28 protein-coding genes, 1 tRNA gene and 1 pseudogene are annotated in these 25,769 nt (G+C 65.7%); 13 read left to right on the top strand and 17 right to left on the bottom strand.

The window, feature by feature from the left end:
* Window positions 1-73: 73 nt before the first annotated feature.
* Window positions 74-886, top strand: a complete 813-nt coding sequence (locus ACZ48C_RS14130; protein WP_464781484.1) for a lysophospholipid acyltransferase family protein — start codon at window positions 74-76, stop codon at window positions 884-886.
* On the opposite strand, the gene ACZ48C_RS14125 is transcribed toward ACZ48C_RS14130, so the two are convergent.
* Complete coding sequence (locus ACZ48C_RS14125; RefSeq protein WP_318910115.1) at window positions 865-1,416, bottom strand: gamma-glutamylcyclotransferase; 552 nt, start codon at window positions 1,414-1,416, stop codon at window positions 865-867. The genes ACZ48C_RS14130 and ACZ48C_RS14125 overlap by 22 nt on opposite strands.
* A 77-nt stretch (window positions 1,417-1,493) precedes the next feature.
* Between ACZ48C_RS14125 and ACZ48C_RS14120 the strand changes: the two genes are divergently transcribed.
* Window positions 1,494-2,504, top strand: a complete 1,011-nt coding sequence (locus tag ACZ48C_RS14120) for a DUF2125 domain-containing protein (RefSeq protein WP_464781483.1) — start codon at window positions 1,494-1,496, stop codon at window positions 2,502-2,504.
* On the opposite strand, the gene ACZ48C_RS14115 is transcribed toward ACZ48C_RS14120, so the two are convergent.
* Together ACZ48C_RS14115 and ACZ48C_RS14110 are read right to left on the bottom strand one after the other, a co-directional pair.
* Window positions 2,505-3,437 (bottom strand): prephenate/arogenate dehydrogenase family protein, encoded by a 933-nt coding sequence (locus tag ACZ48C_RS14115; protein WP_424547580.1) that lies wholly within the window; start codon window positions 3,435-3,437, stop codon window positions 2,505-2,507. It abuts the gene before it with no gap.
* A 32-nt stretch (window positions 3,438-3,469) separates the two neighbouring features.
* Window positions 3,470-4,237, bottom strand: a complete 768-nt coding sequence (locus tag ACZ48C_RS14110; RefSeq protein ID WP_318910112.1) for a class I SAM-dependent methyltransferase — start codon at window positions 4,235-4,237, stop codon at window positions 3,470-3,472.
* Window positions 4,238-4,328: 91 nt separating this feature from the next.
* On the opposite strand from ACZ48C_RS14110, the gene gloB reads away from it, so the two are divergent.
* Complete coding sequence (gene gloB, locus ACZ48C_RS14105; RefSeq protein WP_464781482.1) at window positions 4,329-5,093, top strand: hydroxyacylglutathione hydrolase; 765 nt, start codon at window positions 4,329-4,331, stop codon at window positions 5,091-5,093.
* Between the two features lie 2 nt (window positions 5,094-5,095).
* On the opposite strand, the gene yddG is transcribed toward gloB, so the two are convergent.
* Together yddG and ACZ48C_RS14095 are read right to left on the bottom strand one after the other, a co-directional pair.
* Window positions 5,096-5,977 carry an aromatic amino acid exporter YddG gene (gene yddG / locus ACZ48C_RS14100; protein WP_464781481.1) on the bottom strand — a complete coding sequence of 294 codons (882 nt, stop codon included), beginning with the start codon at window positions 5,975-5,977 and terminating at the stop codon, window positions 5,096-5,098.
* A gap of 36 nt (window positions 5,978-6,013) precedes the next feature.
* Window positions 6,014-6,790: a DUF3108 domain-containing protein gene (locus ACZ48C_RS14095; RefSeq protein ID WP_454635638.1), complete on the bottom strand. Its 777-nt coding sequence runs from the start codon at window positions 6,788-6,790 to the stop codon at window positions 6,014-6,016.
* A 342-nt stretch (window positions 6,791-7,132) separates the two neighbouring features.
* On the opposite strand from ACZ48C_RS14095, the gene rpmB reads away from it, so the two are divergent.
* Window positions 7,133-7,426, top strand: coding sequence for a 50S ribosomal protein L28 (rpmB, locus tag ACZ48C_RS14090; RefSeq protein WP_119259069.1), 294 nt, complete (start codon window positions 7,133-7,135; stop codon window positions 7,424-7,426).
* 114 nt (window positions 7,427-7,540) lie between these two features.
* Window positions 7,541-8,179, top strand: coding sequence for a VUT family protein (locus ACZ48C_RS14085; protein ID WP_464781480.1), 639 nt, complete (start codon window positions 7,541-7,543; stop codon window positions 8,177-8,179).
* A 125-nt stretch (window positions 8,180-8,304) separates the two neighbouring features.
* Here the strand turns inward: ACZ48C_RS14085 and ACZ48C_RS14080 are convergent, their stop codons facing one another.
* From ACZ48C_RS14080 to ACZ48C_RS14065, 4 genes are all read right to left on the bottom strand, one after another.
* The gene (locus tag ACZ48C_RS14080) at window positions 8,305-9,318 is read right to left on the bottom strand and encodes an esterase-like activity of phytase family protein (RefSeq protein WP_464781479.1); all 1,014 of its coding nucleotides are present in this window, start codon (window positions 9,316-9,318) and stop codon (window positions 8,305-8,307) included.
* A complete protein-coding gene (gene cobT, locus ACZ48C_RS14075) occupies window positions 9,308-11,209 on the bottom strand; it encodes a cobaltochelatase subunit CobT (protein WP_464781478.1) in 1,902 nt (633 codons plus the stop codon). Before cobT ends, ACZ48C_RS14080 begins: the two co-directional genes overlap by 11 nt.
* Before the next feature lie 16 nt (window positions 11,210-11,225).
* Window positions 11,226-12,224 carry a cobaltochelatase subunit CobS gene (cobS, locus tag ACZ48C_RS14070; RefSeq protein WP_119259072.1) on the bottom strand — a complete coding sequence of 333 codons (999 nt, stop codon included), beginning with the start codon at window positions 12,222-12,224 and terminating at the stop codon, window positions 11,226-11,228.
* Window positions 12,225-12,363: 139 nt separating this feature from the next.
* Window positions 12,364-12,996 (bottom strand): J domain-containing protein, encoded by a 633-nt coding sequence (locus tag ACZ48C_RS14065; protein ID WP_464781477.1) that lies wholly within the window; start codon window positions 12,994-12,996, stop codon window positions 12,364-12,366.
* A 113-nt stretch (window positions 12,997-13,109) separates the two neighbouring features.
* Between ACZ48C_RS14065 and ACZ48C_RS14060 the strand changes: the two genes are divergently transcribed.
* The gene (locus ACZ48C_RS14060) at window positions 13,110-13,391 is read left to right on the top strand and encodes a BolA family protein (protein ID WP_415215815.1); all 282 of its coding nucleotides are present in this window, start codon (window positions 13,110-13,112) and stop codon (window positions 13,389-13,391) included.
* Between the two features lie 3 nt (window positions 13,392-13,394).
* On the opposite strand, the pseudogene ACZ48C_RS14055 reads toward ACZ48C_RS14060, so the two are convergent.
* The 3 genes and pseudogenes from ACZ48C_RS14055 to ACZ48C_RS14045 all read right to left on the bottom strand — a co-directional run.
* A pseudogene (locus tag ACZ48C_RS14055) lies at window positions 13,395-14,336 on the bottom strand (transporter associated domain-containing protein); the annotation flags it as partial.
* Complete coding sequence (aroB, locus tag ACZ48C_RS14050) at window positions 14,294-15,421, bottom strand: 3-dehydroquinate synthase (RefSeq protein WP_464781476.1); 1,128 nt, start codon at window positions 15,419-15,421, stop codon at window positions 14,294-14,296. The gene aroB and the pseudogene ACZ48C_RS14055, both read right to left, overlap by 43 nt.
* A gap of 10 nt (window positions 15,422-15,431) precedes the next feature.
* Window positions 15,432-16,013, bottom strand: a complete 582-nt coding sequence (locus tag ACZ48C_RS14045; protein ID WP_119259075.1) for a shikimate kinase — start codon at window positions 16,011-16,013, stop codon at window positions 15,432-15,434.
* 173 nt (window positions 16,014-16,186) lie between these two features.
* Here ACZ48C_RS14045 and ACZ48C_RS14040 point away from each other — a divergent pair, with 173 nt between their 5' ends.
* From ACZ48C_RS14040 to ACZ48C_RS14020, 5 genes are all read left to right on the top strand, one after another.
* On the top strand, window positions 16,187-16,336 hold the full coding sequence (locus ACZ48C_RS14040; protein WP_119259121.1) for a hypothetical protein: 150 nt from the start codon (window positions 16,187-16,189) through the stop codon (window positions 16,334-16,336).
* Complete coding sequence (gene xerD / locus ACZ48C_RS14035; RefSeq protein ID WP_464781475.1) at window positions 16,333-17,280, top strand: site-specific tyrosine recombinase XerD; 948 nt, start codon at window positions 16,333-16,335, stop codon at window positions 17,278-17,280. Before ACZ48C_RS14040 ends, xerD begins: the two co-directional genes overlap by 4 nt.
* 77 nt (window positions 17,281-17,357) lie before the next feature.
* Window positions 17,358-18,311 (top strand): acetyl-CoA carboxylase carboxyltransferase subunit alpha, encoded by a 954-nt coding sequence (locus ACZ48C_RS14030; RefSeq protein ID WP_119259077.1) that lies wholly within the window; start codon window positions 17,358-17,360, stop codon window positions 18,309-18,311.
* Window positions 18,312-18,503: 192 nt separating this feature from the next.
* Entirely contained in the window at window positions 18,504-20,018 is a 1,515-nt protein-coding gene (locus ACZ48C_RS14025; protein ID WP_464781474.1) for a L,D-transpeptidase family protein, read from the top strand.
* Window positions 20,015-20,257, top strand: coding sequence for a sulfurtransferase TusA family protein (locus ACZ48C_RS14020; RefSeq protein WP_424547570.1), 243 nt, complete (start codon window positions 20,015-20,017; stop codon window positions 20,255-20,257). The genes ACZ48C_RS14025 and ACZ48C_RS14020 overlap by 4 nt, the downstream gene beginning before the upstream one ends.
* Window positions 20,258-20,360: 103 nt before the next feature.
* Here ACZ48C_RS14020 and ACZ48C_RS14015 read toward each other — a convergent pair whose 3' ends face one another.
* A complete protein-coding gene (locus tag ACZ48C_RS14015) occupies window positions 20,361-21,512 on the bottom strand; it encodes a CobW family GTP-binding protein (RefSeq protein WP_464781473.1) in 1,152 nt (383 codons plus the stop codon).
* A 14-nt stretch (window positions 21,513-21,526) separates the two neighbouring features.
* The gene (locus ACZ48C_RS14010; protein ID WP_318910101.1) at window positions 21,527-22,639 is read right to left on the bottom strand and encodes a D-alanyl-D-alanine carboxypeptidase family protein; all 1,113 of its coding nucleotides are present in this window, start codon (window positions 22,637-22,639) and stop codon (window positions 21,527-21,529) included.
* 131 nt (window positions 22,640-22,770) lie between these two features.
* Between ACZ48C_RS14010 and ACZ48C_RS14005 the strand changes: the two genes are divergently transcribed.
* Window positions 22,771-23,931: a M20 aminoacylase family protein gene (locus tag ACZ48C_RS14005; protein ID WP_464781472.1), complete on the top strand. Its 1,161-nt coding sequence runs from the start codon at window positions 22,771-22,773 to the stop codon at window positions 23,929-23,931.
* Window positions 23,932-24,014: 83 nt separating this feature from the next.
* On the opposite strand, the gene ACZ48C_RS14000 is transcribed toward ACZ48C_RS14005, so the two are convergent.
* Window positions 24,015-24,281, bottom strand: a complete 267-nt coding sequence (locus ACZ48C_RS14000; RefSeq protein ID WP_119259082.1) for a hypothetical protein — start codon at window positions 24,279-24,281, stop codon at window positions 24,015-24,017.
* A 159-nt stretch (window positions 24,282-24,440) separates the two neighbouring features.
* Here ACZ48C_RS14000 and ACZ48C_RS13995 point away from each other — a divergent pair.
* Window positions 24,441-24,517, top strand: a tRNA-Arg gene (locus ACZ48C_RS13995).
* Between the two features lie 19 nt (window positions 24,518-24,536).
* Here ACZ48C_RS13995 and ACZ48C_RS13990 read toward each other — a convergent pair.
* Both ACZ48C_RS13990 and ACZ48C_RS13985 read right to left on the bottom strand, forming a co-directional pair.
* Entirely contained in the window at window positions 24,537-24,917 is a 381-nt protein-coding gene (locus tag ACZ48C_RS13990; RefSeq protein WP_119259083.1) for a CAP-Gly domain protein, read from the bottom strand.
* Between the two features lie 24 nt (window positions 24,918-24,941).
* Window positions 24,942-25,658 (bottom strand): META domain-containing protein, encoded by a 717-nt coding sequence (locus tag ACZ48C_RS13985; protein WP_464781471.1) that lies wholly within the window; start codon window positions 25,656-25,658, stop codon window positions 24,942-24,944.
* Between the last annotated feature and the right edge of the window lie 111 nt (window positions 25,659-25,769).

Raw genomic sequence — 25,769 nt, 5'->3', positions numbered from 1 at the left:
ATCGCGCGGCGGGAGTTTCCCCGCCGGGGATTATCGTGTAGGGCGAAAGCACGTCCCGCTTACAGGCTGCCCGATGATCGCTTTCCGCTCCGTGCTCTTCAATGCCGTCTTCTACGTGAACCTCATCGTGCAGATGATCGTCTTCACGCCGGTCTACTTCCTGCTGCCGCGCAAGAAGGCCTATGTCATCGCCAAGAACTGGGTGCGCAGCAACCATTGGCTCTTCGACAAGATCGTCGGCACCACCTTCGAGATCGAGGGGCTGGAGAACATTCCGAAGGGCGGCGGCTACATCTTCGCGCCGAAGCACCAGTCCTTCTGGGATGCCTATGCGCTGCTGCCGTGGCTCGATGATCCCTTCTACATCCTCAAGCGCGAATTGACCTGGATCCCGCTCTTCGGCTGGTACATCAAGAAGCAGCGCATGGTGCCGGTGGACCGCAGCGCGCGCGGCAAGGCCATGGCGGCCGTCATGCAGCGCACCAAGGCGGAGATGGAATCCGGCCGCGAGCTCATCATCTATCCGGAAGGCACGCGCCGCCCGCCGGGCGCGCCGCCGGAATACAAATACGGCATCGCCCGCCTCTACCGCGACCTGCAGGTGCCGGTCGTGCCGGTCGTCATGCACCCCGGCCTGTTCTGGCCGCGGCGCAAGTTCATCCGCCAGCCCGGCCATTTCAAGGTGCGCATCCTGCCGGCGATCATGCCCGGCATGGAGCCCGACGCCTTCCTCGCCCATCTCGTCGAGGTGATGGAGACGGCGAGCGACCGCCTGCTGGTCGAGACGGTGGAGGCCAATCCGCATCTCATCCTGCCGCCCACCGCCGAGCGGCGTCTCGCGGAGCTGAAGACAGAGGCGCGCGATCAGGCCGAGGCGCGGGCGTAAAGGCCTTCCGCCGTCCGGCCGACATCCTCCAGCCAGTGGTCGCGGATGCCCATCTCGCGCAGATGCGCCAGCGTGTTGCGGACGTAATCCATGTTGTGGCCGGATTTTCCGGTGGCGGCGCTGACGGTACTGGCCGCTTCAGCCACCGTCAGCGAGCCGGCGAACTGGTGGTGGGCACGGTCGCAGATATAGGTGAGCGTGGCGATGCGGCGGCCGTCGCTCAACGTCGCGGGCAGCGTGCGTTCCTTGTAGACGTGGGTCACCAGCTCGCGCTCGCGCAGATAGTCCACCACCGCCTCGCGTTTTTCCGGTGTCACGCGGAAGGCGACGCCGCGGCAGGAGCCGCCGCGATCGAGGCCGAGCACGAGGCCGGGCCTTTCCTCCGTCCCGCGATGCACCCAGGAGCGCACGCAGAGCGACCGGCGGAAGCCGAAGAGGTGGGCCGCCTGCCGCTCCTCGAACTCGAAGCCCGGATTCCACATCAGCGATCCGTAGCCAAAGACCCAGAATTCGTTCATATCCACCGTCACCTGGATCGTCTCTCAAAAAGCCGCCGCAATTGCCGGCATTGTCGCGCAAATCATCTTCGTCACCATTGGAGAACACTATGGCATCGTCAAGCCGCGCCGCCGACGCTTCCGGGGTTACGCGCAAGCTGATCCTGCTCGCCATCGCCGTCGTTCTCTTCGTGGCGCTCTATACGGGCGGCTGGTTCTATGCCGCAAGCTGGATCAAGGACCGGGCGGAGCGCGAGCTTGCCGCCTCCGCCCGGGGCATGCATTCGGCCGCGTGCAGCGATCTTTCCGTCCGCGGCTATCCGTTCCGCATCGGGGTGTTCTGCGATTCGGTCGCGATCGACGACCGTCCCTCCGGGCTTTCGGCGACCTTCGGGGCGCTGCGCTCGGCGGCGCAGGTCTATCGCCCTGGCCACGCGGTTTTCGAGCTGGACGGGCCGGCGCAGGTGCGCGTGACGCCCGACCTTGTCTTCGATGCCGACTGGGACCTGATGCATGCCAGCGCCGTCGCCTGGACGGACGGCCTCGACCGGTTCTCCGCCGCCTATGACGGGCTGAAGGGCAAGCTCAACATGCCCTCCGAAGGGCTGTCCGTCGGTATTGCCGCGGCCCATGGCGAGAAGCATGTCCGACGGTCCGGCGACGCGCTCGATGTTGCCGCCTCGCTCGATGCGCTTTCGCTGGATATTGACGGCAAGGCGCTGCCGCCGATGAACGTCGCGGCTGACCTGACGATCGCAGATGCCGCCAAATGGCTGACCGCCGAAGGCCCGCCGCCGAACCTGCCGCTCGGCACCAGCGCGGAATTGCGAACCCTGTCGTTCGATCTCGGCGCGGGCCAGACGCTGGCGCTTTCCGGTCCCGTGACGGTGGGCGATGACGGCACCGTGTCCGGCGCGCTCGATCTCACAATCGAGGGTATCACAGCCTGGCGCGACCGTGTCTCGGAGCTGTTTCCGCAGGCCGCAAAGACGGCAAAGCGTGTCGCGGAGGCCGTCAAGGTCCTTTCGGGTGGGCAGGAGCGGGCCGTCGTGAAGGTCAATATCCGGCAGGGGACGGTCTATCTCGGCCTCTTCCCGATCGCGGAAATCCCGCCCCTCTGATCAGCCCTTCTTGTCGTCATCGACCGGGCGGCCGAAGTTCGGCGCGGCGGTGTCCTGGCCGGCGTCGATGATCGAGCGGCGGATGGCGCGGGTGCGGGTGAAGAGGTCGAAGAGCTTGTCCCCGTCACCCCAGCGGATCGCCCGCTGGAGATAGGCGAGGTCCTCGGAAAAGCGCGCCAGCATTTCGAGGATCGCATCCTTGTTGTGCAGGCAGACGTCGCGCCACATGGTCGGGTCCGAGGCGGCAAGGCGCGTGAAGTCGCGGAAGCCGGAGGCCGAATATTTGATGACTTCCGATTCCGTCACCGTTTCCAGGTCGTCCGCCGTGCCGACGATGTTGTAGGCGATGATGTGCGGCAGGTGCGAGACGATGGCGAGCACCTTGTCGTGGTGCTCCGTGTCCATCTCGTCGACCTTCGAGCCGAGCGCCTCCCAGAAGGCGGCGAGCTTGCGCTTGGCGTCCTTGTCGGTGCCGTGCACCGGGGTCAGGATGCACCAGCGGCCCTGGAACAGCTCGGCAAAGCCGGCATCGGGGCCGGAATGCTCGGTGCCGGCCAGCGGGTGGCCGGGGATGAAATGCACGTTCTTCGGCATGTGCGGCAGCATCTGCGCGACGACCGATGCCTTGGTGGAGCCGACATCGGTGACGATGGCGCCGGGCTTCAAGTGCGGGGCGATCTCTTCCGCCACCTTGCCGGAGGCGCCGACGGGCACCGAGACGATGACGAGATCCGCGCCCTCGACCGCCTTGCCGGCGTCATGGACATAGTCGGTGCCGAGTTCCAGCGCGCGGGCGCGGTCCAGCGTCTCCATGCTGCGGCTGGAGATGGTGACGGTCTTCGCAAGGCCCTTGGCCTTGACGGCGCGGGCGATGGAGGAGCCGATGAGGCCGATGCCGATCAGCGCGATCTTGTCGAAATGTCCGTCCGTCATGCCCGTTGCCCTTTTTGCCGTTCGGGCCCGCTCTAGCGGGCGGGCCGGCTTTTGTCGAGGGTGCGCTCGCGCGTCGTGGGGATGCCCTGCGGGGCGAGCACGGGAACGAAGACGCGGCGCGAGGCGCGGGCGGCGACAGGCAGGCCCTGATAGAGCCGCTTCTGGGCCTCGACGATGATGACGCCCGAGAACATCGGCCAGAGCGAGCGGCCGAGCCGCTCGAAGGCGCCGCGCAGCTTCTGCACGCCGCGCAGCTTGGAGGGCGGGAAGAACAGCGCCTCGGCCGAGGCGCCGGGGGTGAAATTGGTCTCGCGCAGCAGCGCGGTGAGCTGGCCGCGCGAATAGGGCCGGCCGGAGCCGAAGGGCGTATGCTCCATGCGCGCCCAGACGCCGCGCCGGTTCGGCACGACGATGACGAGGCGGCCGCCGGGCGCCAGCACGCGCCAGAGCTCCTTCATCGTCTCGCGCGGGTTCTCGGCGAATTCCAGCGAATGCACCATCAATATCCGGTCGACCGAGGCGTCCGGCAGAGGCAGTTCCTCGTCGAAGATCAGCGCCGTCGAGGAAAGTTCGCCCGGCGGCCAGTTCACCGCGCCCTGGCCGGCCGGCATGAAGGCGAAGGTGCGCTCCGTATCGGCGCGGAAGCGATCGAGATAGGGCACGGCATAGCCGAGCCCGACCAGCCGCTCGTCCGGCAGCCGCGCCCAGAGCGAGGCGAGCGCCATGGCGATCGAGTGATCGGCAAGGCGGCCGAGGGGCGAGTGGTAGAATTCGCGGAGGTCGACGATATCTGCATGCATGGACAAGATGTTAGCGATGGTCCGGTGGACTTCAAGGCCGATTGGCTTACATTCGCCCGCGATGCCCTGCCGATATGACGAGGAATGGACCATGACCCCGCTGGAAATCGAACTGTTTGCCTGCCGCAGCGATAATTTCGGCGTGCTCCTGCACGATCCGGCGACGGGCGCGACGGCGAGCATCGATGCGCCGGAGGAAAAGCCGATCCTCGAGGCGCTGGAGCGCCGCGGCTGGCGCCTCAGCCATATCTTCACCACCCATCACCATGGCGACCATGTGGAGGCCAACCTTGCGCTGAAGGACCGTTTCGGCGCGACGATCATCGGCCCGGCGCGCGAGACCATCCCGGGCATCGACCGCAAGGTGGATGGCGGCGACAGTTTCGATTTCGCCGGCCGGCGCGTCGAGGTCATCGCGACGCCGGGCCATACGCTCGGCCACATCTGCTTCCACCTGCCGGAGGAGAAGCTGCTCTTTGCCGCCGATACGCTCTTCGCGCTCGGCTGCGGCCGGCTCTTCGAGGGCACGCCCGCGCAGATGTGGGATTCGTTGTCGAAGCTCGCGGCGCTGCCGGAGGAGACGACCGTCTATTTCGGCCATGAATACACGCTGTCGAATGCCCGCTTTGCGAAAACGGTGGACCCGGACAACGTTGCGCTCGCGCACCGTGTCGAGGAGATCGAGGCGTTGCGGGCCGCCGGTGCCTTCACCGCGCCGACGACCATCGGTCTCGAAAAGGCGACCAATCCGTTCCTGCGTGCCCGCGATCCGGCGATCCGCCGCCATCTCGGCATGGAGGGGGCGAGCGACGCCGAGGTCTTCGCCGAAATCCGCGGGCGGAAGGACCGGTTCTGAGATCAGGCGGGGCTTGCGACCCGCCGCCTGAAGATCATGTCCTTGGCGGCGAGCACCGCGCCGCCCGTCACCAGCAGGCAGGCCAGCGCGATGGTCCAGCTCGGCTCGGCAAAGCCGGAAAGCACGAGGACCAGCGTGGAGAGCAGCGGCGCGGCGTAGCTCGCGGCGCCGAGGATCTGGATGTCGCCGTTCTTCACCCCGAAATCCCAGACGTAGAAGGCGGCCCCCACCGGGAGCAGGCCGAGACCGGCGACGGCGAGCCATTCGAAGCCCGTCTGCGGCCAGACCGTCGTTTCCAGCAGCAGGTGGCAGATGAGCGACAGGATCGCGGTGGCGAGGCAATAGCCGGTCACCACATCCGTCGAGACGGCCTCGAAGCTGCGGGTGGCCAGCGAATAGCCGGCCCAGGTGAAGGCGCAGAGGAAGGCCGCGCCATAGCCGATGAGATAGGCACTCTCAAAGGCGACGCCGTTGCGCCCGACGATGAGCGCGGTGCCGCCGAGGCCGAGCAGCGTGCCGACCACATGGTTCCAGCGCAGCGTCTCGCCCGGCAGCAGCGCCGAGCCGGTGACGATGAGGAGCGGCCAGAGATAGGCGATCAGGCTCGCCTCGACCGCCGGCGCGTTGCGCAGGGCCGTGAAGTAGAGGAAGTGATAGCCGAAGAGGCCGAGGATGCCGGTGACCCAGACCTTCGCCGGCTGCCTCAGCAGGCGCGCGCGCTGCGGCCGCGCGATGAGCGCGACGATTCCCGGCAGGCTGCCGATCAGGAAGCAGACGGCGGAAAGCTGGAAGGGCGGCATCTTGCCGGAGGCCGCGGTGAAGAGCGCCAGCAGCGCCCACATCAGGATCGCCGTAAAGCCGATCAGGGTTGCACGTGTCTTCAAGCGATCGCTCCGCCGGTCTGCCGACCGGCAGCCGCATCAACCGCCGAAGCGCGTGGCCGAGACGGTAACGGGGCCGAGCTTGGTCGGAATCCTCACATAGACCGGAGCATATACATTCGCTTCCTCGGCCTTGGCAAACCAGATTTCCATCGTTTTCAGCCGGCGCAGGTATTCGACGTCGTCGCGGCCCTTCTTGTAGCCGGATTTCGGGATGAAGCGGATGCCGCAGACCACGACCTCGCCCTTGAAGCCCTTGGTGGAATAGGGCTTCGTGCCCTTCGATGTCAGCTGGAAATCCATGCGGGATTCGCCGTCGAAGATCGGCAGCGTCTTGGGGCAGATGCGCTTGCCGGCAGGAATGATGAGGCCGGAGATCGGGTCGAGCACCGCGCGCATGTCGGCGCTGGAGACGGGCACCCAGTTGGCCGGCTTCTTGCGCGCCGGCACCATGCTGGCATGGATGACATTGCCGTTGCGGAAGGTCACGTCGATGGCGCGGCCGCGCTTGCCGCTGCGATAGGTCACCGAATAGGAGGTAGCGTGCAGGTTGTCGCGCCCGATGGTGCCGGAAACGGAGGTCGTGCCCTGCGTGCGGGAGAAGATGTCGACAAGGCCCGCCGAATGCAGACTGCCGGAAATGGTGTAGCGGTTGCCGGAAAATGCCGAGCGGAAGCTGGCGGTGGCGACCGGCAGGCCAGAAAGGCGGATGCTGTAGTCCGTCTGGTGCTGGACTTCCGCAGCCGACAGGGGTCCCGCACCGCCCAGAAGCGCAAGCGACGCCGCTGCGCCAGCAATCCAACCCCGCCCGTTCATCGTCTCGACTCCTGGAGCCTTCCGTTTTCTTCGGAAGGCGAATGTACCGTCCTGATCCGGCCGTTCCGGCAAGACCGCGCGAGCCGTGCCGGAATCGTCCCGCAGAAGCCCCGCCTAGCCCGCCATTGCGGCGATTCTACGCCGTGGAAAATCGTGCCTTTGCCTGCTATTGCCTGCAAATCATGACGCTTGGCAACTGAATTCCCGCTGAACGGCAGGTTTGGCTTGACGTCGCCGGCCAGTGTGACTATAGAACCGCAACTTTCCAAAAAGGCCAGACGGACTGCGGCCGGTTTCGGTGCCGGAAACGTATTGTCCTGAACAAGAAAAAATAGGTGTACCATGTCCCGTAGTTGCGAATTGACCGGCAAGGGCGTCCAGTCGGGCAACAATGTGAGCCACGCAAACAACAAGACGAAGCGCAAGTTCCTGCCGAACCTGTGCAATGTCACGCTGATTTCCGACGCCCTCGGCCAGCGTTTCCGTCTTCGCGTTTCCGCAGCCGCTCTCCGCTCGGTCGAGCACCGCGGCGGTCTCGATGCCTTCCTCCTGAAGGCCGAAGAGAACGAACTGTCGATGCGCGCCCGTCTGCTGCGCCGCCAGATCGCCAAGAAGACGGCTGCTGCTGCCGCCTGATCCAGGCAACAGGCCGAAGCATTCTCATTGAGGCTTGACCGCTTTGCGGGCAGGCCTCAATGCTTTGCGCGCAACATCGTTACTCCAACTGGTGGCATCACCCAGGATAAAAAAATGCTCGCGAACCGCGTTACCCTTATCTATGTCCTCCTGATGACGGCCGTGGTCGTCGCCTCCAACGTGCTGGTGCAGTACCCGCTTTCGGGCGAGCTGTTCGGCATCGCGCTCGGCGATCTCCTGACCTATGGCGCCTTCACCTATCCCGTCGCCTTCCTCATCACCGACCTCACCAACCGCCAGTTCGGCCCGCGCGTCGCGCGCCGCGTCGTGGCGGCCGGCTTCCTCGTGGCGGTGCTGTTCTCGATCGGCGCATCCACGCCGCGCATCGCCATCGCCTCCGGCTCGGCCTTCCTTGCCGGCCAGTTGCTCGACATCTCGGTCTTCAACAGGCTGCGGCGGCAGACCTGGTGGCGCGCGCCGCTGATCGCCTCGCTGATCGGCTCGGTGCTCGATACGGCGATCTTCTTTTCCTTCTCCTTCGCGCCGGCCTTCTCGATCTTCGGCCCCAACGACGCCTTCGCGATCGAATGGGCGCCGGTGCTGGGCGTCTTCACGACCGAGATGCCGCGCTGGATTTCCTGGGCGATGGGTGACCTTTCCGTGAAGGTCGTGGTCGGCCTCGTCATGCTGCTGCCCTACGGCGCGCTGATGAGCCGGCTAATGCCGATGCCGGGCGTCGAGAAGACGGCTTAAGGCGGTAGCCTTGCTCCCCTCCAGCGTCATCCTCGGGCTTGGCCCGAGGATCCGCATGTGCGGCGTGCCGGCGGATGGATGGTCGGGTCGAGCCCGAGGAGAGGCGTCCCCTTGAGGGAAGTCTTTCACTTCAGCCGGAATTCCAGCATCAGGTTGCGCTGGAGGATGGAGTGGTTGTCGTCGGAAACGACGATGATACGGATATCGTCCTTTGCCATCGCCACCACGTCCAGCCCTTCCATATTGTCGATCTGCTGACGGAGGTCCGCGTCGATCAGCACCTCGCCGTCGACGACCGCGCCGGGGCGGATCGTGTCGCCGGCGATCCGGCGAATGCGCATGCCCATGCCGTCCGAAAAGCGGAAGCGGCGCTCCAGAAGGAGGAGATCACCGTTCGGCAGGAAGGCGCCGTCGGTGATGTCCCAAGGATCGCTGCGTTTCACCGCGAAGAGGCCGGCGCGCGGGCCGGCGAGCACGGCGGCGAACACATTGCCGCCGGCATCGAGGCTGCGCTCGGTCACGGTTACCGGCACGGGGCCGAGCGGGCCTTCCGCCGGGGACATGGCAAGCGTCTCCATACCGCGGTTTCGGCGAATTTCCCGCCGCTCTATGGGCAGCGGCAGGCGGCGCTTCGGCCTGGCGTCCATGAAGCCGGGATCGGGATAGGCGTCGATCCGGTGAAGTCCCTCGAAGCTGACGAGGAGTTCGCCCCTGCTTATCGCAAGGCCCTCGGCATCCATTTTCTCCTTGGGATTGCCGTCGCGTCCGTCGCGGTCGATCATCGAGCGGATCTTCATGTCCGCAAGGCCGCTCAACCGGCCTTCGCCGTCGCGCTCGATACGGCCGGTCAGCCAGTGGCCGGTATCGAGCACCGAGACGAAATGCTCACGGTCGTCGCGGAAGCGGATCGCCGAGACGGCGCCGAGCAGGGGGCTCGACGACGAATAGGCGATGCCCCCGAGGAATTCGAGCTTGCCGAAGATGCGCCGGTCGGAGCCCGGCGTAAATTGCGTGATGGTGCGGCTGGAAACGGGAATATCCGCGGCAGATACCGGCCGCGTGAGCGGCAGGCAAAGCAGGGCGCAAAGAGCGATTGCGGGAAGGGCTGGCCGTCCCCGGTACCGCGCCCTAGCCGGCACGACGCCGGCCGGCCGGGCGACGGGCCGTGCTTTCGTCGGCGAAGAGCGAGGCGAGCTGTTCGGTCATGGCGCCGGCCAGCTCGTCCGCATCGACGATGGTGACGGCGCGGCGATAGTAGCGCGTCACGTCATGGCCGATGCCGATGGCCAGCAGCTCGACGGGCGAGCGCGTCTCGATCTGCTCGATGACGGCGCGCAGGTGCCGTTCCAGATAGTTGCCGGGGTTCACCGAAAGGGTCGAATCGTCGACCGGCGCGCCGTCCGAGATCATCATCAGGATGCGGCGCTGCTCCGGGCGGGCGAGCAGACGGTCATGCGCCCAGATCAGTGCCTCGCCGTCGATGTTTTCCTTCAGCAGACCCTCGCGCATCATCAGGCCGAGATTGCGCCTTGCGCGCCGCCACGGGGCGTCGGCGCCCTTGTAGACGATGTGGCGCAGGTCGTTGAGGCGGCCGGGCGATTGCGGCTTGCCGCTGGCGAGCCATTTTTCGCGCGATTGCCCGCCTTTCCAGGCCTTGGTGGTGAATCCGAGGATTTCCACCTTCACGCCGCAACGCTCCAGCGTGCGCGCGAGGATATCGGCGCAGGTGGCGGCGACGGTGATCGGGCGGCCGCGCATGGAGCCGGAATTGTCGATCAAGAGCGTCACGACCGTATCGCGGAAGGTCGTGTCCTTCTCGCGCTTGAAGGAGAGCGGCTGCATCGGATCGATGATGATGCGCTGCAGGCGGGCGCTGTCGAGATAGCCTTCCTCGAGGTCGAATTCCCAGGCGCGGTTCTGCTGCGCCATCAGGCGGCGCTGAAGCCGGTTGGCGAGGCGGCCGACGGCGCCCTGGAGATGGGCGAGCTGCTTGTCGAGGAAGGCGCGCAGGCGGTCGAGTTCCGCCTCGTCGCACAGTTCCTCGGCGGTGATCGTCTCGTCGAATTCCTGCGTGAAGACGCCGTAGTCGACCTTCTCGTTGAAATCCGTGAAGGGCTGGTTCGGGCGGCGGACCTCGCCGGGCTTTTCCGTCTCGTCGCCGTCGTCCTCGACGAGATCGTCGTCGGAGATTTCCGCGCCGTCCATCTCGCCTTCGTCCATCTGCTCGTCGGACGTCTCGTTCTCGTCGGCCGGGGCAGAATCGTCGCCAGCGTCTTCCTGGCTGTCGTTGTCTTCCTGCTCGTCGCTGCGCGGCTGGTTCTCGTCCTCGGGCGTTTCCGAATCGTCCGGTTCGTTCTCGTCCTCGCCGTACTGCTCGGCGACGTTCATCGAGGCCAGCATGTTGCGCACGACGCGGGAGAAGGCCTGCTGGTCGTTGATGGCGGAGGAAAGGCCCTCCATATCCTTGCCGGCCTTGTCCACGATGAAATCGCGCCAGAGATCGAGCACCTGTCCCGCCGAGGCCGGCGGGGCCTGGCCGGTCAGCTTCTCGCGCACGATGAGCGCGACGGCCTCTTCAAGGGGGGCATCGGCCTGGCGGGTGATCGCGCCGAAATTGGCCTTGGCGTATTTCTCCGTCAGCATGACGTTGAGGTTCTGCGCCATGCCATGCATGCGGTTGGAGCCGATCGCCTCGACGCGCGCCTGTTCGACGGCGTCGAAGATCGCGCGGGCATCGGCGCCCTGCGGCGACATGGTCGCGTGGATGCGGGCGTCGTGACAGGCCTTGCGCAGCGCCATCGAGTCGCCGAGGCCGCGGGTCAGCGCGACTTCGGCCTGCGAGGGACGCTTGGAAAGCTCGGGCAGGCGGATGCGCTCGCCGGTCATGCCGGGGCGCTCGTTGGCGAAGGCGACCTCCACCTCCGCATCGCCCGAGACGGCGCGCACGCAGCCGGTCACCGCGCGGCGGAACGGCTCCATGTCCACCACGCCGCCGGGTCTCGGCTTCGAATTGTCTCCGCGGGCTGCCATGCGCTTCACCTCGCCGTCAGGCGGTCGCTTCCAGGACGATGTTGGCGGCGCTTTCCTTCAGCTCGATGCCGAAGGCGCGCTGGTAAAGCTCGGCCACCAGCGTGCGTTCCAGTTCGTCGCACTTGTTGAGGAAGGTGACGCGGAAGGCGAAGGCGACGTCGCCGAAGATCTCCGCATTCTCCGCCCAGGTGATGACCGTGCGCGGGCTCATCACGGTCGACAGGTCGCCGTTGATGAAGGCGGCGCGGGTGAGATCGGCGACGCGCACCATGCGCGAGATCGTCTCGCGGCCGTCCTTGCCGGAAGCGAGGCGCTTCACCTTGGCGGCGACGATGTTCACTTCGTTGTCATGCGGCAGGTAGTTCAGCGTGGTGACGATGGACCAGCGGTCCATCTGCGCCTGGTTGATCTGCTGCGTGCCGTGATAGAGGCCGGTCGTGTCGCCAAGGCCGACGGTGTTGGCCGTCGCGAACAGGCGGAAGGCCGGGTGCGGACGGATGACGCGGCTCTGGTCGAGCAGGGTCAGGCGGCCGGAGGATTCCAGAACGCGCTGAATGACGAACATCACGTCCGGACGGCCGGCGTCGTATTCGTCGAAGACGAGCGCGACATTGTGCTGGTAGGCCCAGGGCAAGATGCCGTCCTTGAATTCGGTGACCTGAAGGCCGTCCTTGACGACGATGGCGTCCTTGCCGACGAGGTCGATACGGCTGACATGGCTGTCGAGGTTGACGCGCACGCAGGGCCAGTTGAGGCGGGCGGCGACCTGCTCGATATGGGTCGACTTGCCGGTGCCGTGATAGCCGGAGACCATGACGCGGCGGTTATGCGCAAAGCCGGCGAGAATGGCGAGGGTCGTTTCGCGGTCGAACAGGTAGTCCGGGTCGAGGTCCGGAACATAGGCGTCCGCCTTGGAATAGGCCGGAACCCGCAGGTCCGTATCAATGCCGAAAACCTCCCGTACGGAAACAGTGGTGTCCGGGAGGTTGGAAATATCGAGATCCATCTTGCTCATCACGTCTCCGCGGGCGGCGGCCTTACCTCCACCCCAAATTTATTGCACGCCAACTTTGCCTTTTGCTAGACCGCATTATACGCGGATGCTTGACCGCATTATACGCGGCCGGGCGATTCCGCCCGACTTCGCCAATGCTCTAGCAGAAGCCGGCCTGCTTTAACAATTGATATGCTTGGATGACCGCGCGAAAACGCTCTTCCGAGCCCCTGTCTCCGCCATTTGCATCCGGGTGATGCTTTTTGACAAGCGTTTTATAGGCGGACTTGATGTCCTCCGTCGTCGCATTGGCGGAAAGGCCGAGCGTGTCGAAGGCCTTGGCCTCCAGCGTCTTCAGTTTTCGCGCGCGCGGCTCCATCTGGGGCCTGCGGCCCTTGCCCTCGTTGAAAAAGCCGAAGGGATCGCGGATGCGCTGATTTGCCCCGGCCGAGCCGGAGCGGGCATTACCCTGCGCCGGGCCGTTCTTGGCGGCCTTGTTGACGCCGATCGTCCAGGTGGGGCGGTGGCCGGTGATGGCCTCCTTCTGGTAGCGCGCGATCTCGCCGTCGGACAGGCCCGAGAAGTAGTTGTAGCCCTTGTTGTATTCCTTGACGTGCTCGAAGCAGAACATGAAATACTGCCCTTCGGCATTGCGGCCGACGGGTGCGCGATGCACGGCATTCTCCTCGCAGCCATCCCACTGACAGGTCGGCGCGGAACGTTCGGGGCGCTCCACGCGCCGCTTCGTGCGGATGCGGTCGAAGTATTTGGAATCGAGTTTCATGGCGCACATTATGGGGTCCCGGAGGGCCCGCAACAAGAATTGACAAAGCGGATTGTTGCTGGCTTTGTGGGACTATTTTTCTGCGTCGCGGCCCGGCGTTTCCGGCCGCCGAAGGTTCCGCAATGTCCATGAAATCCAGCATGACCGGCAAGCTCGAAGCGGCCTTCTCGCCCGAGCGCCTCGAAGTCCTCAACGAAAGCCATCTGCATGCCGGCCACCAGCCCGGGTTCGACGGCGAGGGCGAGACGCATATGCGCATCCGCATCGTCTCTTCGGCCTTTGCCGGCATGAGCCGCGTGGCGCGCCACCGGGCGATCAACGCGGTGGTGAAGGCGGAGCTCGACGCGGGCCTGCATGCGCTCGCCGTCGAGGCGGCCGCACCGGGCGAGCCGACGCGCTGGTAGTCGCTACGTGCCGGCCGGCCCGGGCTCGACCGGGCGGATGCGCAGCTTGGTGATGCGGTTCTTCACCCGCTTCATGACGATGAAGCGCTTGCCGTAGAAGGTGAAGGCCTGCCGCTCCTCCGGGATCGATTTCGATTCGTGGATGACGAGGCCGGCGATGGTCGTCGCCTCCTCGTCGGGAAGGTTCCAGGTGAAGGCGCGGTTGAGGTCGCGGATCGAGACGCCGCCGTCGACGACGAGCGAACCGTCCGCCTCCTGCCGCACGCCCTGCATGTCGATGGCCGTCTCGTCGGAGATATCGCCGACGATCTCCTTCAAAATGTCCTGAAGCGTCACCACGCCCTGCACCTCGCCATATTCGTCCACCACGGTGGCGAAATGCTCCTGGCGGCGCAGGAATGCGGCGAGCTGTTCCTTCAGCGTCGTCGTGTCGGGCACGAACCAGGGCTTCTGCGCGACCCTGGTGATGTCGAGGTTCCTTGGCTCCACGCCGGGTTCGGCGAGTGCGCGCAGAAGGTCCTTGGCGTGGACGACGCCCACGATATTGTCCACCGAGCCGGCCCAGAGCGGCATGCGCGTATAGGGGCTTTCCAGCACGGCCTTGACGATCTCCTCCGGCGGATCGCCGGCATTCAGCGCCCGCATGGCGGTGCGGTGGACCATGATGTCGGAGACTTCCAGCGCGTCGAGGTCGAGCCCGCTCGTAATCCTGTCGCGGTCGGATTTTGCAGGGCTCCCGTCACGGGAGCGCTCGCCGTCCGCTTCGCGCGTTTCCTGATGCGAGCGCCAGAGCGCGGCAATCGACGAGCGCTGCCGGAAGATGAAGGCGGCGGCGGCCAGGCCGAGGACGAGAACGATCCACGGCCAGACGGGAGACGCGAGCGCGGCGGACGTTTCGCCGGTCATTTCGGCAGCTTTTCCTTGAGGAAGGCGACGACTTCGGATTGCGGCACGTCGTCGGCGACGAAGGACTGGCCGATACCGCGTGTCAGGATGAAGGTGAGCTTGCCGGCCTTGACCTTCTTGTCCTGCGCGATGGCGTCCATCAGCTTCTCGGCCGGCGGCAGGCCGCCCGGAATCTCGCCCATCGTGGTCGGCAGGCCGACCTCGCGCAGATGCGCCTCGACGCGCTTGCCGTCGTCGGGGCTGCAAAGGTTCATCCGGGCGGAGAACTGGTGGGCGAGCACCATGCCGATGGAGACGCCCTCGCCGTGGACAAGGCGGGCGCTGTCATATTGCGTCGCGGCCTCCAGCGCATGGCCGAAGGTGTGGCCGAGATTGAGGAGGGCGCGCTGGCCGTTCTCCCGCTCGTCGGCGGCGACGACATCCGCTTTCGCCTGGCAGCTCGTGGCGATGGCCGTAATGCGCGCCTCGCCGCCGGCGAAGACGGCGCGCCAGTTCTTCTCCAGCCAGGCGAAGAAGTCGGGCTTGTCGATCAGGCCGTATTTGGCGACCTCCGCGTAGCCGGCGCGGAATTCGCGGGGCGAAAGCGTGTCGAGCACGTCGGTATCGGCGAGCACGAGGTCGGGCTGGTGGAAGACGCCGATGAGGTTCTTGCCGTGCGGCGAGTTGATGCCGGTCTTTCCGCCGACGGAGGAATCGACCTGCGCCAGAAGCGAGGTCGGCACCTGAATGAAGCGCGAGCCGCGGCGCACGATGCCGGCGGCAAAGCCGGTGAGGTCGCCGATGACGCCGCCGCCGAGGGCCACCACGGCGTCGTTGCGCTCGATGCGGGCGGCAAGCACGCTGTCGCACACGCTGATCAGGGGCTCGAAGCTCTTGGTCTTCTCGCCGGCTGGCAGCACGAGCGAGACGGCCTCGATGCCTTCCGTCTTGAGGGCGGCCATGAAGCCGTCGAGATAGATCGGAGCAACGTGCGCGTCGGTGATGACGGCGATCTTGCGGCCCTTGAGGCGGCTGGCGATCTCGCGGCCGGCGGCAGCGATGAGGCCGGGGCCGATCAGGATATCGTAGGAGCGGTCGCCGAGGTCGACGCGCACGGTGCGGCGCGCGGTGGCAGTGGCAGTCATGGTCATCTCGTCAGGGTTTGCGGGCGGCGGCGGCGATCGCGGTGAGCACCTCCTCCACCATGGTTTCCTTCTTCACGTCGCGCGACATCACGGTCAGATCGGCTTCCGCATAGATCGGGTAACGGGCATTCATGAGGTTTTCGAGCGTCTGGCGCGGGTTCTCCGTCTTCAGAAGCGGGCGGGTGTCGCGCTTGTTGACGCGTTCCCAGAGCACGTCGAGATCGGCATTGAGCCAGACGGTGAGCCCGCCGCGCTTGATGTTGCGGCGGGTGTTCTCGTTGATATAGGCGCCGCCGCCGGTGGAGACGACACGCGGGCCGGAGCGCAGCAGGCGCTTGATGACGCGGGTTTCCAGCGCGCGGAACTCGGCCTCGCCATAGGCGGCGAAGAGATCGGTGATCGACATGCGCGAGACGCGCTCGATCTCGTGGTCGGAATCGACGAAGGGGATGCCGAGCGCCTGCGCCGTCATGCGGCCGATGGCCGATTTGCCGGCGCCCATCAGGCCGATCAGGACGAGGTTTCGCTTGCCGAGTGCGGCGCGGGCCTCGGCGGCGAGCGTGAGAGGGGCCTGGTCGATCAGCTCGGTCATGGCGTTTTCCGGGGTTTCGCTCCTTTCCGTATCGACAAAAGCGCCGGAAGCGTCAAGCCTGCGCCGTGTCGGAGACTGCGGATGGCCGGCGCTTCGAGCCCGATCCCGGCCCCGCCGCCCTTGCGCTCGGCGGATGGCGAAGCGATATAGGGGGCATCGCCCCGGAGACAGCCATGCCCACCCTTTTCCGCTTCCTGTTCTTCTGCGCCGTGATCGTCGGATCGGTCTATGGCGTGATGGTGGCGCTGGTGACCTTCGTCGAGCCGACCGAGCGGGAGGTAACGATCCGCATCCCCTCCGAGCGGGTGAACCCGCCGCAATGAGGGACCCATCCGCACTCCAGGTCGAGTCCTTCCTCGAGATGATGAGCGCCGAACGGGGCGCGGCGACGAACACGCTGCAGTCCTACGAGCGCGACCTCGAGGATGCGCGGTCCTTCCTCAATGAGCGGGGCGTGCGCCTTGCCGAGGCGGCGCCGGACGATCTCAGGGCCTATCTCGGTCATCTCGCAAAGCAGGGATTTGCCGCGTCCTCGCAGGCGCGGCGGCTGTCGGCGCTGCGGCAGTTCTTCAAGTTCCTCTATGGCGAGGGCCTGCGTGGCGACGATCCAACCGGCATCCTCGATGCGCCGAAGAAGGGGCGCTCGCTGCCCAAGACGCTGAGCGTCGACGACGTCACGCGCCTGATCGGCCGGGCGGAGGCGGAAGCGGCGGAGCCCGGCGGCAACCTTCTCCTCAAGCGGCGCATGCATCTTCTGGTTGAGCTTCTCTATGCGACGGGCCTGCGGGTCAGCGAGCTCGTCTCGCTGCCGGCGAGCGTGCTGGCGCAGACGGGACGCTTCCTCATCGTGAAAGGCAAGGGCAGCAAGGAGCGGCTGGTGCCGCTGTCGCGCGCCGCCGTTTCGGCGCTGGAGGCCTATGGCGAAACGCTGGCGGCCGCGATCGGCGACGATCCGGCGGCGGGTACCTTCCTCTTCCCGGCTCAGAGCAAGGAGGGGCATTTGCCCCGGCAGGTCTTTGGCCGCGACCTCAAGGCGCTGGCCGGCAGGGCGGGCATCAGGGCCGCGACGCTCTCGCCACATGTCCTTCGCCATGCCTTCGCCAGCCACCTCCTGCAGAACGGCGCGGACCTTCGCGCTGTGCAGGAACTGCTGGGTCACTCGGACATTTCCACGACACAAATCTATACGCATGTGCTGGAAGAACGGCTGCACCAGCTCGTTCAAACCCATCACCCTCTTGCCAAACAGGCAAAAAAACCGGATTAGGACCCCTCCCGCTTGCGACTGGCCCCTGGCCGAGCGCAGCCTGACGCGGTTTGAGCAAACGATCGGAAACGCATCTCATGCACAACTACCTCGATTTCGAAAAGCCCATCTCGGATCTCGAAGGCAAGATCCACGAGCTGAGAAAGCTGGCGGAAGAAGATGAGAGCATCGACACGAGCGACGAGGTCGGCAGGCTCGAAGTTCGCGCCCGCGAGGCGACGGCGGATATCTATTCCAAGCTGACGCCCTGGCAGAAGACGCAGGTCGCGCGCCATCCGCAGCGTCCGCATTTCGTCGACTATGCCGCGCAGCTCTTCGAGGAGTTCACCCCGCTTGCCGGCGACCGCAAGTTCGCCGAGGACGAGGCGATTCAGGCCGGTCTCGGCCGGTTCCGCGGCGAGGCCGTCGCCATCATCGGCCAGGAAAAGGGCAACGACACCAAGTCGCGCCTCAAGCACAATTTCGGCAGCGCCCGGCCGGAAGGCTACCGCAAGGCGATCCGCGTCATGGAAATGGCCGACCGCTTCGGCCTGCCCGTCATCACGCTGATCGACACGGCCGGCGCCTATCCCGGCATCGGCGCGGAAGAACGCGGCCAGGCGGAAGCCATCGCCCGCTCCACCGAGATGTGTCTCAATGTCCGCGTGCCGATCGTCTCGGTCGTTCTCGGCGAGGGCGGCTCGGGCGGCGCGATCGCCATCGCCACAGGCGACCGGGTCTACATGCTGGAACATGCGATCTATTCCGTGATCTCGCCGGAAGGCGCTGCCTCCATCCTCTGGCGCGATTCCACCCGCGCCAAGGAAGCGGCGAGCAACATGAAGATCACGTCGGAGGACCTGAAGGCCCTCGGCGTCATCGACGGCATCATTCCCGAGCCGGTCGGCGGCGCGCATCGCGATCCGGCCGCCGTCATCGGCCGCACGGGCGACGTCATCGCCGCAGCGCTGAAGGATCTTTCGGCCAAGCCCGGCGACCAGCTTCGCAAGGATCGCCGCCAGCGCTACCTGAATATCGGCCGCCAGCTCTGATCCGCCTGCCACACCGACCCCTTTCGCCCCATCTCGGCCACAATCCTTGTGTGTGAAGGGGCTGCGGTCGTCCGGCAGTCTCGCGAAAGAATTCCCGGTTAAGAGTTTATGAAGTATAAGCCGGTTACGACTGCGCGTCCCGCCCTGCCGGCGCGACGGCTCGCGATCTGACGATAGTTCACGGACCCTTGCATGCGCCTTACCGTTCTTGCCGCCGTTTCGCTTCTCGCCGTGGTCACCGCGGGATGCACCAATGAGACGCTCGACTCGTTCGACAAGGTCGACGTCGACATCTCCAAGGTGTCCAGCAAGACCGGCTACCAGCTTTCGCCGGCGGTGCTGAGCAAGTTCTCCAAGATGAACATCGACCGGTCCTCGCCGATCATGCTGCGCATCCTGAAGGAGGAGGGGCGGCTGGAAGTGTGGAAGGCCGACCGTTCCAACCGCTTCCAGATGGTGCGCAACTACAAGATCTGCGCCTGGTCCGGCAAGCTCGGCCCGAAGACGAAGGAAGGCGACCGCCAGGCGCCGGAAGGCTTCTATCCGCTCTCGCGCGGCCAGATGAACCCGAATTCCAGCTACTATCTCGCGATCAACACCGGTTTCCCCAACACCTATGACCGCGCCAACAAGGCGAGCGGCACCAATCTGATGATCCATGGCGCCTGCTCCTCGTCGGGCTGCTATTCGATGACCGACGAGCAGATGCTCGAAATCTTCGCCTTCGCGCGCGACGCCTTCGACGGCGGGCAGAAGGCGGTTCAGCTCCAGGCATTCCCCTTCCGCATGACCGCGGAGAACATGGCGCGGCACCGCGACAATCCGAACATCGAATTCTGGAAGATGCTGAAAGTCGGCTGGGATCACTTCGAGATCACCAAGCGGCCGCCGGAGGTCAATGTCTGCGAGGGCAAGTACGTCTTTAACCAGCAGGCCGACAAGCCCTTCTCGCCGGCCGGCGCCTGTCCGGCGATGACGACGCCGTCGTCGCTCGACGTCGCGCTTTCCAGCTACAACAAGACCTATGCCACGGCCTATGCCAAGGCGATGAGCAAGTATCAGGGCACCGTCTGGATCGAGCCGTCGGAAGCCCAGCGCAAGGCGATCGTCGCCGACCAGCGCAAGGGCCGCGAGCTTGCCTATGCGCCGACGGGCAATTCGCTCGATGCCGGCAAGCTGATGACGCAGCAGGAGATCGAGGCGCAGAAGCGCAAGGCCGAGGAGGCCGAAAAGCGCAAGCTCGAAGCGGAAGAGCGTGCCAAGCAGGCGGTCGAGCAGGCCAGGCTCGATGCCGAGCAGAAGAAGGTCAAGGAAGCGGAAGACCTCGCGGCGGACGTTGCCGCCGAGAAGGCGCAGAAGCAGGCGCATGGCGCAGGCGCTCTCCCCGTTCCGGAAGAAAACCCCGGCGTGACGGTCGTCGAGAAGCCGGAGAAGAAGCCGTTCTGGAAGCTCTGGGCCGCCAAGGAAGAGCAGCCGGCCAAGGCCGCGCCCGTCGCGGAGGCCTCGCTGCAGGCGGGCGAGGCGAAGGCCGATGCCGGGCAGCAGGCCCAGAAGGAAGCGCGCAACCCGGCCACGGCTGCAAGCGCCGAAAAGGCGAAGAAGCCGGTGGATGCGGCCGGCACGCAGCCGGTGCCGGAAGAGAACCCGGCCGTCGAGGTCGTGGAGCAGGCGCCGAAGAAGCCCTTCTGGAAGTTCTGGCAGAAATGAGTTCCCCGGCGGGCGATGTCGAGGTCTACGATCTGCGCGGCCTGAAATGCCCGTTGCCGGTGATGAAGACGCGCAAGCGCCTTTCCACCATGGCGGCCGGCGCCGGCCTCTGGGTCGAGACGACCGATCCGCTCGCCGTCATCGACATTCCCCATTTCTGCCGGGAGGACGGCCATCTGCTCGAGGCGAGCGAGCGCGTCGAGGCAGGGCACCGTTTCCTGATCCGCAAGAAGGCCTGAGCGGGAGCGTTTCGGCTCTTCTTCGGATCGCGAAAACGCTCCGGCATTCTGGTTTTGCGCATTTCCGAACGCAAAACCGCGAGGCACTTTTGCTGGAAATGCTCTAGAATTTCAGGCCGGGTATGGCGAGCGGGTTGTCGGCAAGCGCCGCGCGGTCCGGGCGGTCGATCTTCGGCGTGCCGGTGAAGGCGTCGAACAGGTCGCGCACGAAGGCTTCCGGCAAATCCCTGGTGATCAGCACCAGCCGCGTGCGGCGGTCGTGCGGGTCCGGCCAGGCGGCGAGCCGCTCCGGCGGATGGAAGACGCTCTGCACGCCCTGCAGCACCAGCGGGCGCTCCGGGCTGTTGCTCATCAGCACGATGCCCTTCATGCGCAGCAGCTTTTCGCCATGGGCCGAGCGCAGGAGATCGATGAACATTTCCAGCGCCATCGGGTCGACGGGGCGGTCGTGGACGATGCTGAAAGAGCGGATCGTCGCATCGTGCCGCGTCACGTCATGGGCATGCTGGTGGTGGTCATCATGGTCGTGGCCGTGATGGTGATGATCATGATCATGGTCATGGTGGTGATGGTGGCCATGCGCCTCCTCGTGCAGCCAGCGGCGGACGTCCGGGATCTTGCTGCCGGGATCGTAGAGGCCGTTGGCGAGAAGATCGGGGCCGGCGAGGCCGGGCGTGTCGACATCGGCGACGGCGGCGCGCGGGTTGAGCGCGGCGATCTCCCGCCTGATGGCGGCGAGCGTTTCGGCGTCGGCAAGCGAGGTCTTGCTGATCAGCACGCGGTCGGCGACGGCGACCTGCTTGACCGCCTCGGGATGGTTGGCGAGCGTCGGGAGGCCGTTGACGGCATCGACCACGGTGATCACGCCGTCGAGGCTGAAGGACTGGGAGAGGATGGGGTTGCCCATGACGGCCTGGAGCACCGGAGCGGGATCGGCAAGGCCGGTCGTCTCGATCACGATGCGCTTCAGCGGCTGGATCCTGCCGGTCTGCATGCGGTCCATCAGGTCGGCGAGCGTATCGACGAGCTCGCCGCGGATCGTGCAGCAGAGGCACCCGTCGGAAAGCTCGATGATGCCGTCGCCCGACTGCTCGACGAGAAGATGGTCGATGCCGACTTCGCCGAACTCGTTGATGATGACGGCCGTGTCGGTGAGCGTCGGGTCCTTCAGGAGGCGATTGAGCAGGGTCGTCTTGCCGGCCCCGAGAAAGCCGGTCAACACGGAAACCGGCACGCGCCGCTCGGCAAGGGTCATGGTCATCCGTCCTGTCAGAAAGTCGGCCGCGGGATCGGGATCGGCACGTTGACCATATCGCCGATGTCGCCGGCGGCAACCTGTTCGCCGGCCACCGGCTTTTCCTCCTCGCCGGCCATCAGCCCGGCATAGACGAGCTTCAGGGGGCGGCTCACCTCATGGATATAGGGGGAGGTCAGCTTCTGGCGGCCGGCCTCGTCGCGGCCCTCGCTGCGTATCTTGGCGGCGTGCTTGGAGCAGATATCGGCGGAGATGTCGGCGACGATGTCGCGCGTCTCGCCATAGGGGCGGAGCTGGCCGAGCGTCGGCACGTTGCCGGTGCGCGTCGTCAGGCCTTTCTGCAGCATGCCGGCGGAGATGTCGGCGCGGGCGCCGAGGCTGTCGGAGCCGAGCACCACGGAGACGACGCTGCGGCCGTTGCGGGTCGCCGAGGAGACCTGGTTGAAGCCCGCCGCGCAGATGAAGCCGGTCTTCATGCCGTCGGCGCCGTCGAAGCGGCCGATCAGCATGTTGTAGTTCGGATATTGCTTCTTGCCGGTGGTGAAGCCCTCGAGCGCGAAATAATGTGCGTATTGCGGGAACTCGCGCTTCAGCGTCACGGCGAGCACGGCAAGGTCGCGCGCCGTCGTGTACTGGCCCTTGCCGGGCAGGCCGTGCGGATTGATGAAATGTGACGAGCTCATGCCGATGCGGGCGGCTTCAGCGTTCATGCGGTCGACGAAGCCCTGTTCCGAGCCGCCGACCGATTCGGCAAGCGCGACGGCGACGTCGTTGGCCGACTTGACGAGGATGATCTTCATCGCGCTGTCGAGCGTCATCTTCTGGCCGGGCTTGAAATACATCTTGCTCGGCGGTTCGGAAGCCGCGTTCTTGCTCATGACGACGGGGCTTTCCAGCGTCTTCTCGCCGGCCTTGATGGCGCGGAAGACCGTATAGGCCGTCATCAGCTTGGTCAGCGAGGCCGGATACCAGCGCTGGAACGCATCCTCGTGCTCGATGACCTTCAGCGTGTTGACGTCCACCAGCATGCGGGGATTGGCCGCGGCGCTGCCTGCCGCAAGGGACGTGGTGAGCAACAGGGCGGAGCCCAGAAACCATGCGCTCCGGCGCGTCGTTCGTCCGTTCATCTGCAAAGGCCTGTCCTCGAAATCGGGAGTTGTCTCGAACCGTCGCCCTATTTAACCTATATGGCATCGAGATGGCAAAGCCGTCGAACACCGGTGGCCGACTTTCAGGCCGAAATCACAGGAAGTGTTGCATGCCCGTTCTGAACCGCGCCGCAGAATTGCAGGATGAAATCGCCGGGTGGCGCAGGCACCTGCACCGAGAGCCGGAATTGCTCTTCGCCGTGGAGAAGACTGCCGCCTTCGTCGCGGAAAAGCTGCGTGAATTCGGTGTTGACGAGGTGGTGACGGGCATCGGCCGTACCGGCGTCGTCGGCATCATCCGCGGGAAGGGCGAGGGACGCACCATCGGCCTTCGCGCCGACATGGACGCGCTGCCGATCGACGAGACGAGCGGCAAGCCCTGGTCCTCCACCGTCAAGGGCAAGATGCATGCCTGCGGCCATGACGGCCATACGGCCATGCTGCTCGGCGCGGCCAAGTACCTTGCCGAGACGCGGAATTTCACCGGCAATGTCGCGGTCATCTTCCAGCCGGCCGAAGAGGGCGGCGGCGGCGGCAACGAGATGGTCAAGGACGGCATGATGGAGCGCTTCGGCATTGCCGAGGTCTACGGCATGCACAACCTGCCCGGCCTGCCGGTCGGCGCCTTCGGCACGCGGCCCGGCGCCATTATGGCCGCGACGGACGAGTTCAACATCAAGGTTAAGGGCCGCGGCGGCCATGCGGCGCTGCCGCACAAGACGGTCGATCCCATCGTCATCGGCGCGCAGGTCGTGACGGCACTGCAGACCATCGTCTCGCGCGTCGCCGATCCGATCGCCTCGCTCGTCGTTTCCGTCACCAAGTTCAATGCGGGCTTTGCCCACAATGTCATTCCCGAGGAAGCGCAGCTTGCCGGCACGGTGCGCACGCTGAGCCCGGAGATGCGCGAGGAGGCGGAGGCCCGCATCCGGCAGATCTGCGCCGGTCTTGCCGCCGCCCACGGCGCGGAGATTGCCGTCGCCTATCACCGCAACTATCCCGTCACCGTCAACCATCCGCAAGAGACCGGCCACGCGGTCGACGTGGCGCGCGGCATCGCCGGCGAGGCGGCGGTCCACGCCTCGCTCGATCCGATGATGGGCGGGGAGGACTTTTCCTACATGCTGCTCGCCCGGCCGGGCGCCTTCATCTTCGTCGGCAACGGCGATACCGCCGGCCTGCACCACCCCGCCTACGACTTCAACGACGACGCCATCCCGCATGGCGTGACCTACTGGGTCAAGCTCGCCGAAAGCCGGCTTGCCGCCTGACGCGAAGGTCCGGCTGCCGAAGCGGCAGCCGGGTACCTTGTGGGGATCGTTGCCGGCGATCAGCCGCAGATATTGACCTTCGATCAGCCGCAGATCTTGACCTTCTTGACGACAAGGTTGCCCCACTTGTTGTAGTGCTTCACCTTCTTCCAGTAGCAGTCGTAGCCATAGTCGTCATAGACGGTGACATAGCCGCCATTGCCCCAGCCATGACCGTGGCCGTGTCCCCAGCCGTGGCCATGACCATGACCGAAGCCGAAACCGACGGAAAGGCCGCCGGCCTGCGAGGGGGCGGCGAAGGAAAGCGCTGCGAGGGTTGCGACGGCAGCGGACAGGATGAACTTGCGCATGGGACATTCTCCTCTGGGTTCAGGGGATGGAGCCATCTCCATCCGATGACCCGAATGTCTCACCTTCCCGCCCGCCGGGCTGTTCCGCAGGGAACTCGGCGAGAAGGCACCGAAAATCGCTTGGCTTAGGCGCGCGGCTTTTGTATGGGTGCAGTCAGTGGTCCCGTAGCTCAGCAGGATAGAGCACCAGATTCCTAATCTGGGGGTCCCGCGTTCGAATCGCGGCGGGATCACCATTTTTTCCGAAGAGGATTGTCAGACGTCTTCCGTCTCGCGCTCGGGCGTGACGACGCGGGGCTTCGCGCGCACGGCGGGGACGATGGAGGGCTTTGCGACGACCTTTGGCTGCGGGGCCTTCATGCCGAGCATGTTGCGGATGCGGTCCGAGACCAGCGGGCGGAAGCGGCTGGCGCGGAAGGGCATGTCGACGGCGCCGTAGCCTTCCGGGCCGTCGTCGTTGCCGCGATAGAGCTCCATCAGCTTGATGCCGTAGAAGTCGCCGTCGACATAGTGGCGATAGTGGCCCGCCCAGCGGACCGTATAGATCTGGCCCTTGCGGATGCCCTGGTCGATCGAGACGTTCTTGAAGCGGTCGTTGATGCAGACCACCTTCTGGCCGACGCGGAATGTGGGCATGCGCTTCTCTCCCCCGGTGCTGCCTCAGCCGGACTTGCGGCAGGTGACGCCAGGCGCGTTCTCGCCGCGGGTGAGGTCGTAGAGCGTCGCCTCGTGGCCCTTGGTCCACCATTCGTAATGGCCGCCGGCATATTTCGCGCCGGAGGCGGCCATGACGTTGGCGGCGATGACCGTCTCTTCGCCGATGCGCACGACGGCCAGCGAATTGGCGCCGACATTGATATATTCGACGCTGATGCGCTGATCGGCGTCGCACTGGTAGTTCAGCGTCTCGCGCACCACGCTCTGTTCCGGTCCCGGCAGGCGGATGACGATGTCGGTGTTGTTCTTGAGGCCGGCAAGACGGATCGCCGGGGCGCCTTCCTTGCCCGTCAGGTGCAGGATGCCGTTTTCGAGCTTCCAGGAGGTGACGGTGCCGAGCGCGTCGAAGAACTTCTGCTCCTGGTCCATGATGGCCGGGGCGCACATCTTGCGCGTGGCGGCGGCTGGGGCGAAGGCGATGTTGCCGTTCTGCACCTTCAGCTTGCCGCGATAGGTGTTGCAGCCGCCATTGCCGCCATAGGAGCCGTCCGGCTTGATCTCGAGCGTCGTCTGCAGGTTGTCGATGACACCGTTGCCGCCGATATCCTCGGCCAGCCAGGTGCCGCCGAGACCGCCCGGGACCGGCTCGTCGGCATAGGCCGGAGCTGCCGCCAGAAAGGCAAGGCAGGCGAGGGTCCATACTCTCAGGCGTCGGTGCACGAATTTCTCCAATCGCGTCAGCGCGGAATGCCGCTTCGCCGGGACGTTATGGCCGTCCGGGTGAAAAGGTCAAGCCGCGGGTTCCAGAACAGGGGCCGTGCCTTCGCTTTA

Source organism: Shinella sp. 1A1, assembly GCF_055379515.1.
This window is presented reverse-complemented; position numbering and strand designations above follow the sequence as displayed.

Coding starts and splice junctions, on each gene's coding strand:
- ACZ48C_RS14130 (WP_464781484.1), top strand. CDS start 74: ATGATCGCTTTCCGCTCCGTGCTCTTCAATGCCGTCTTCTACGTGAAC.
- ACZ48C_RS14120 (WP_464781483.1), top strand. CDS start 1,494: ATGGCATCGTCAAGCCGCGCCGCCGACGCTTCCGGGGTTACGCGCAAG.
- ACZ48C_RS14115 (WP_424547580.1), bottom strand. CDS start 3,437: ATGACGGACGGACATTTCGACAAGATCGCGCTGATCGGCATCGGCCTC.
- ACZ48C_RS14110 (WP_318910112.1), bottom strand. CDS start 4,237: ATGCATGCAGATATCGTCGACCTCCGCGAATTCTACCACTCGCCCCTC.
- gloB (WP_464781482.1), top strand. CDS start 4,329: ATGACCCCGCTGGAAATCGAACTGTTTGCCTGCCGCAGCGATAATTTC.
- ACZ48C_RS14095 (WP_454635638.1), bottom strand. CDS start 6,790: ATGAACGGGCGGGGTTGGATTGCTGGCGCAGCGGCGTCGCTTGCGCTT.
- rpmB (WP_119259069.1), top strand. CDS start 7,133: ATGTCCCGTAGTTGCGAATTGACCGGCAAGGGCGTCCAGTCGGGCAAC.
- ACZ48C_RS14085 (WP_464781480.1), top strand. CDS start 7,541: ATGCTCGCGAACCGCGTTACCCTTATCTATGTCCTCCTGATGACGGCC.
- cobT (WP_464781478.1), bottom strand. CDS start 11,209: ATGGCAGCCCGCGGAGACAATTCGAAGCCGAGACCCGGCGGCGTGGTG.
- cobS (WP_119259072.1), bottom strand. CDS start 12,224: ATGAGCAAGATGGATCTCGATATTTCCAACCTCCCGGACACCACTGTT.
- ACZ48C_RS14065 (WP_464781477.1), bottom strand. CDS start 12,996: ATGTGCGCCATGAAACTCGATTCCAAATACTTCGACCGCATCCGCACG.
- ACZ48C_RS14060 (WP_415215815.1), top strand. CDS start 13,110: ATGTCCATGAAATCCAGCATGACCGGCAAGCTCGAAGCGGCCTTCTCG.
- aroB (WP_464781476.1), bottom strand. CDS start 15,421: ATGACTGCCACTGCCACCGCGCGCCGCACCGTGCGCGTCGACCTCGGC.
- ACZ48C_RS14045 (WP_119259075.1), bottom strand. CDS start 16,013: ATGACCGAGCTGATCGACCAGGCCCCTCTCACGCTCGCCGCCGAGGCC.
- ACZ48C_RS14040 (WP_119259121.1), top strand. CDS start 16,187: ATGCCCACCCTTTTCCGCTTCCTGTTCTTCTGCGCCGTGATCGTCGGA.
- xerD (WP_464781475.1), top strand. CDS start 16,333: ATGAGGGACCCATCCGCACTCCAGGTCGAGTCCTTCCTCGAGATGATG.
- ACZ48C_RS14030 (WP_119259077.1), top strand. CDS start 17,358: ATGCACAACTACCTCGATTTCGAAAAGCCCATCTCGGATCTCGAAGGC.
- ACZ48C_RS14025 (WP_464781474.1), top strand. CDS start 18,504: ATGCGCCTTACCGTTCTTGCCGCCGTTTCGCTTCTCGCCGTGGTCACC.
- ACZ48C_RS14020 (WP_424547570.1), top strand. CDS start 20,015: ATGAGTTCCCCGGCGGGCGATGTCGAGGTCTACGATCTGCGCGGCCTG.
- ACZ48C_RS14015 (WP_464781473.1), bottom strand. CDS start 21,512: ATGACCCTTGCCGAGCGGCGCGTGCCGGTTTCCGTGTTGACCGGCTTT.
- ACZ48C_RS14010 (WP_318910101.1), bottom strand. CDS start 22,639: ATGAACGGACGAACGACGCGCCGGAGCGCATGGTTTCTGGGCTCCGCC.
- ACZ48C_RS14005 (WP_464781472.1), top strand. CDS start 22,771: ATGCCCGTTCTGAACCGCGCCGCAGAATTGCAGGATGAAATCGCCGGG.
- ACZ48C_RS14000 (WP_119259082.1), bottom strand. CDS start 24,281: ATGCGCAAGTTCATCCTGTCCGCTGCCGTCGCAACCCTCGCAGCGCTT.
- ACZ48C_RS13990 (WP_119259083.1), bottom strand. CDS start 24,917: ATGCCCACATTCCGCGTCGGCCAGAAGGTGGTCTGCATCAACGACCGC.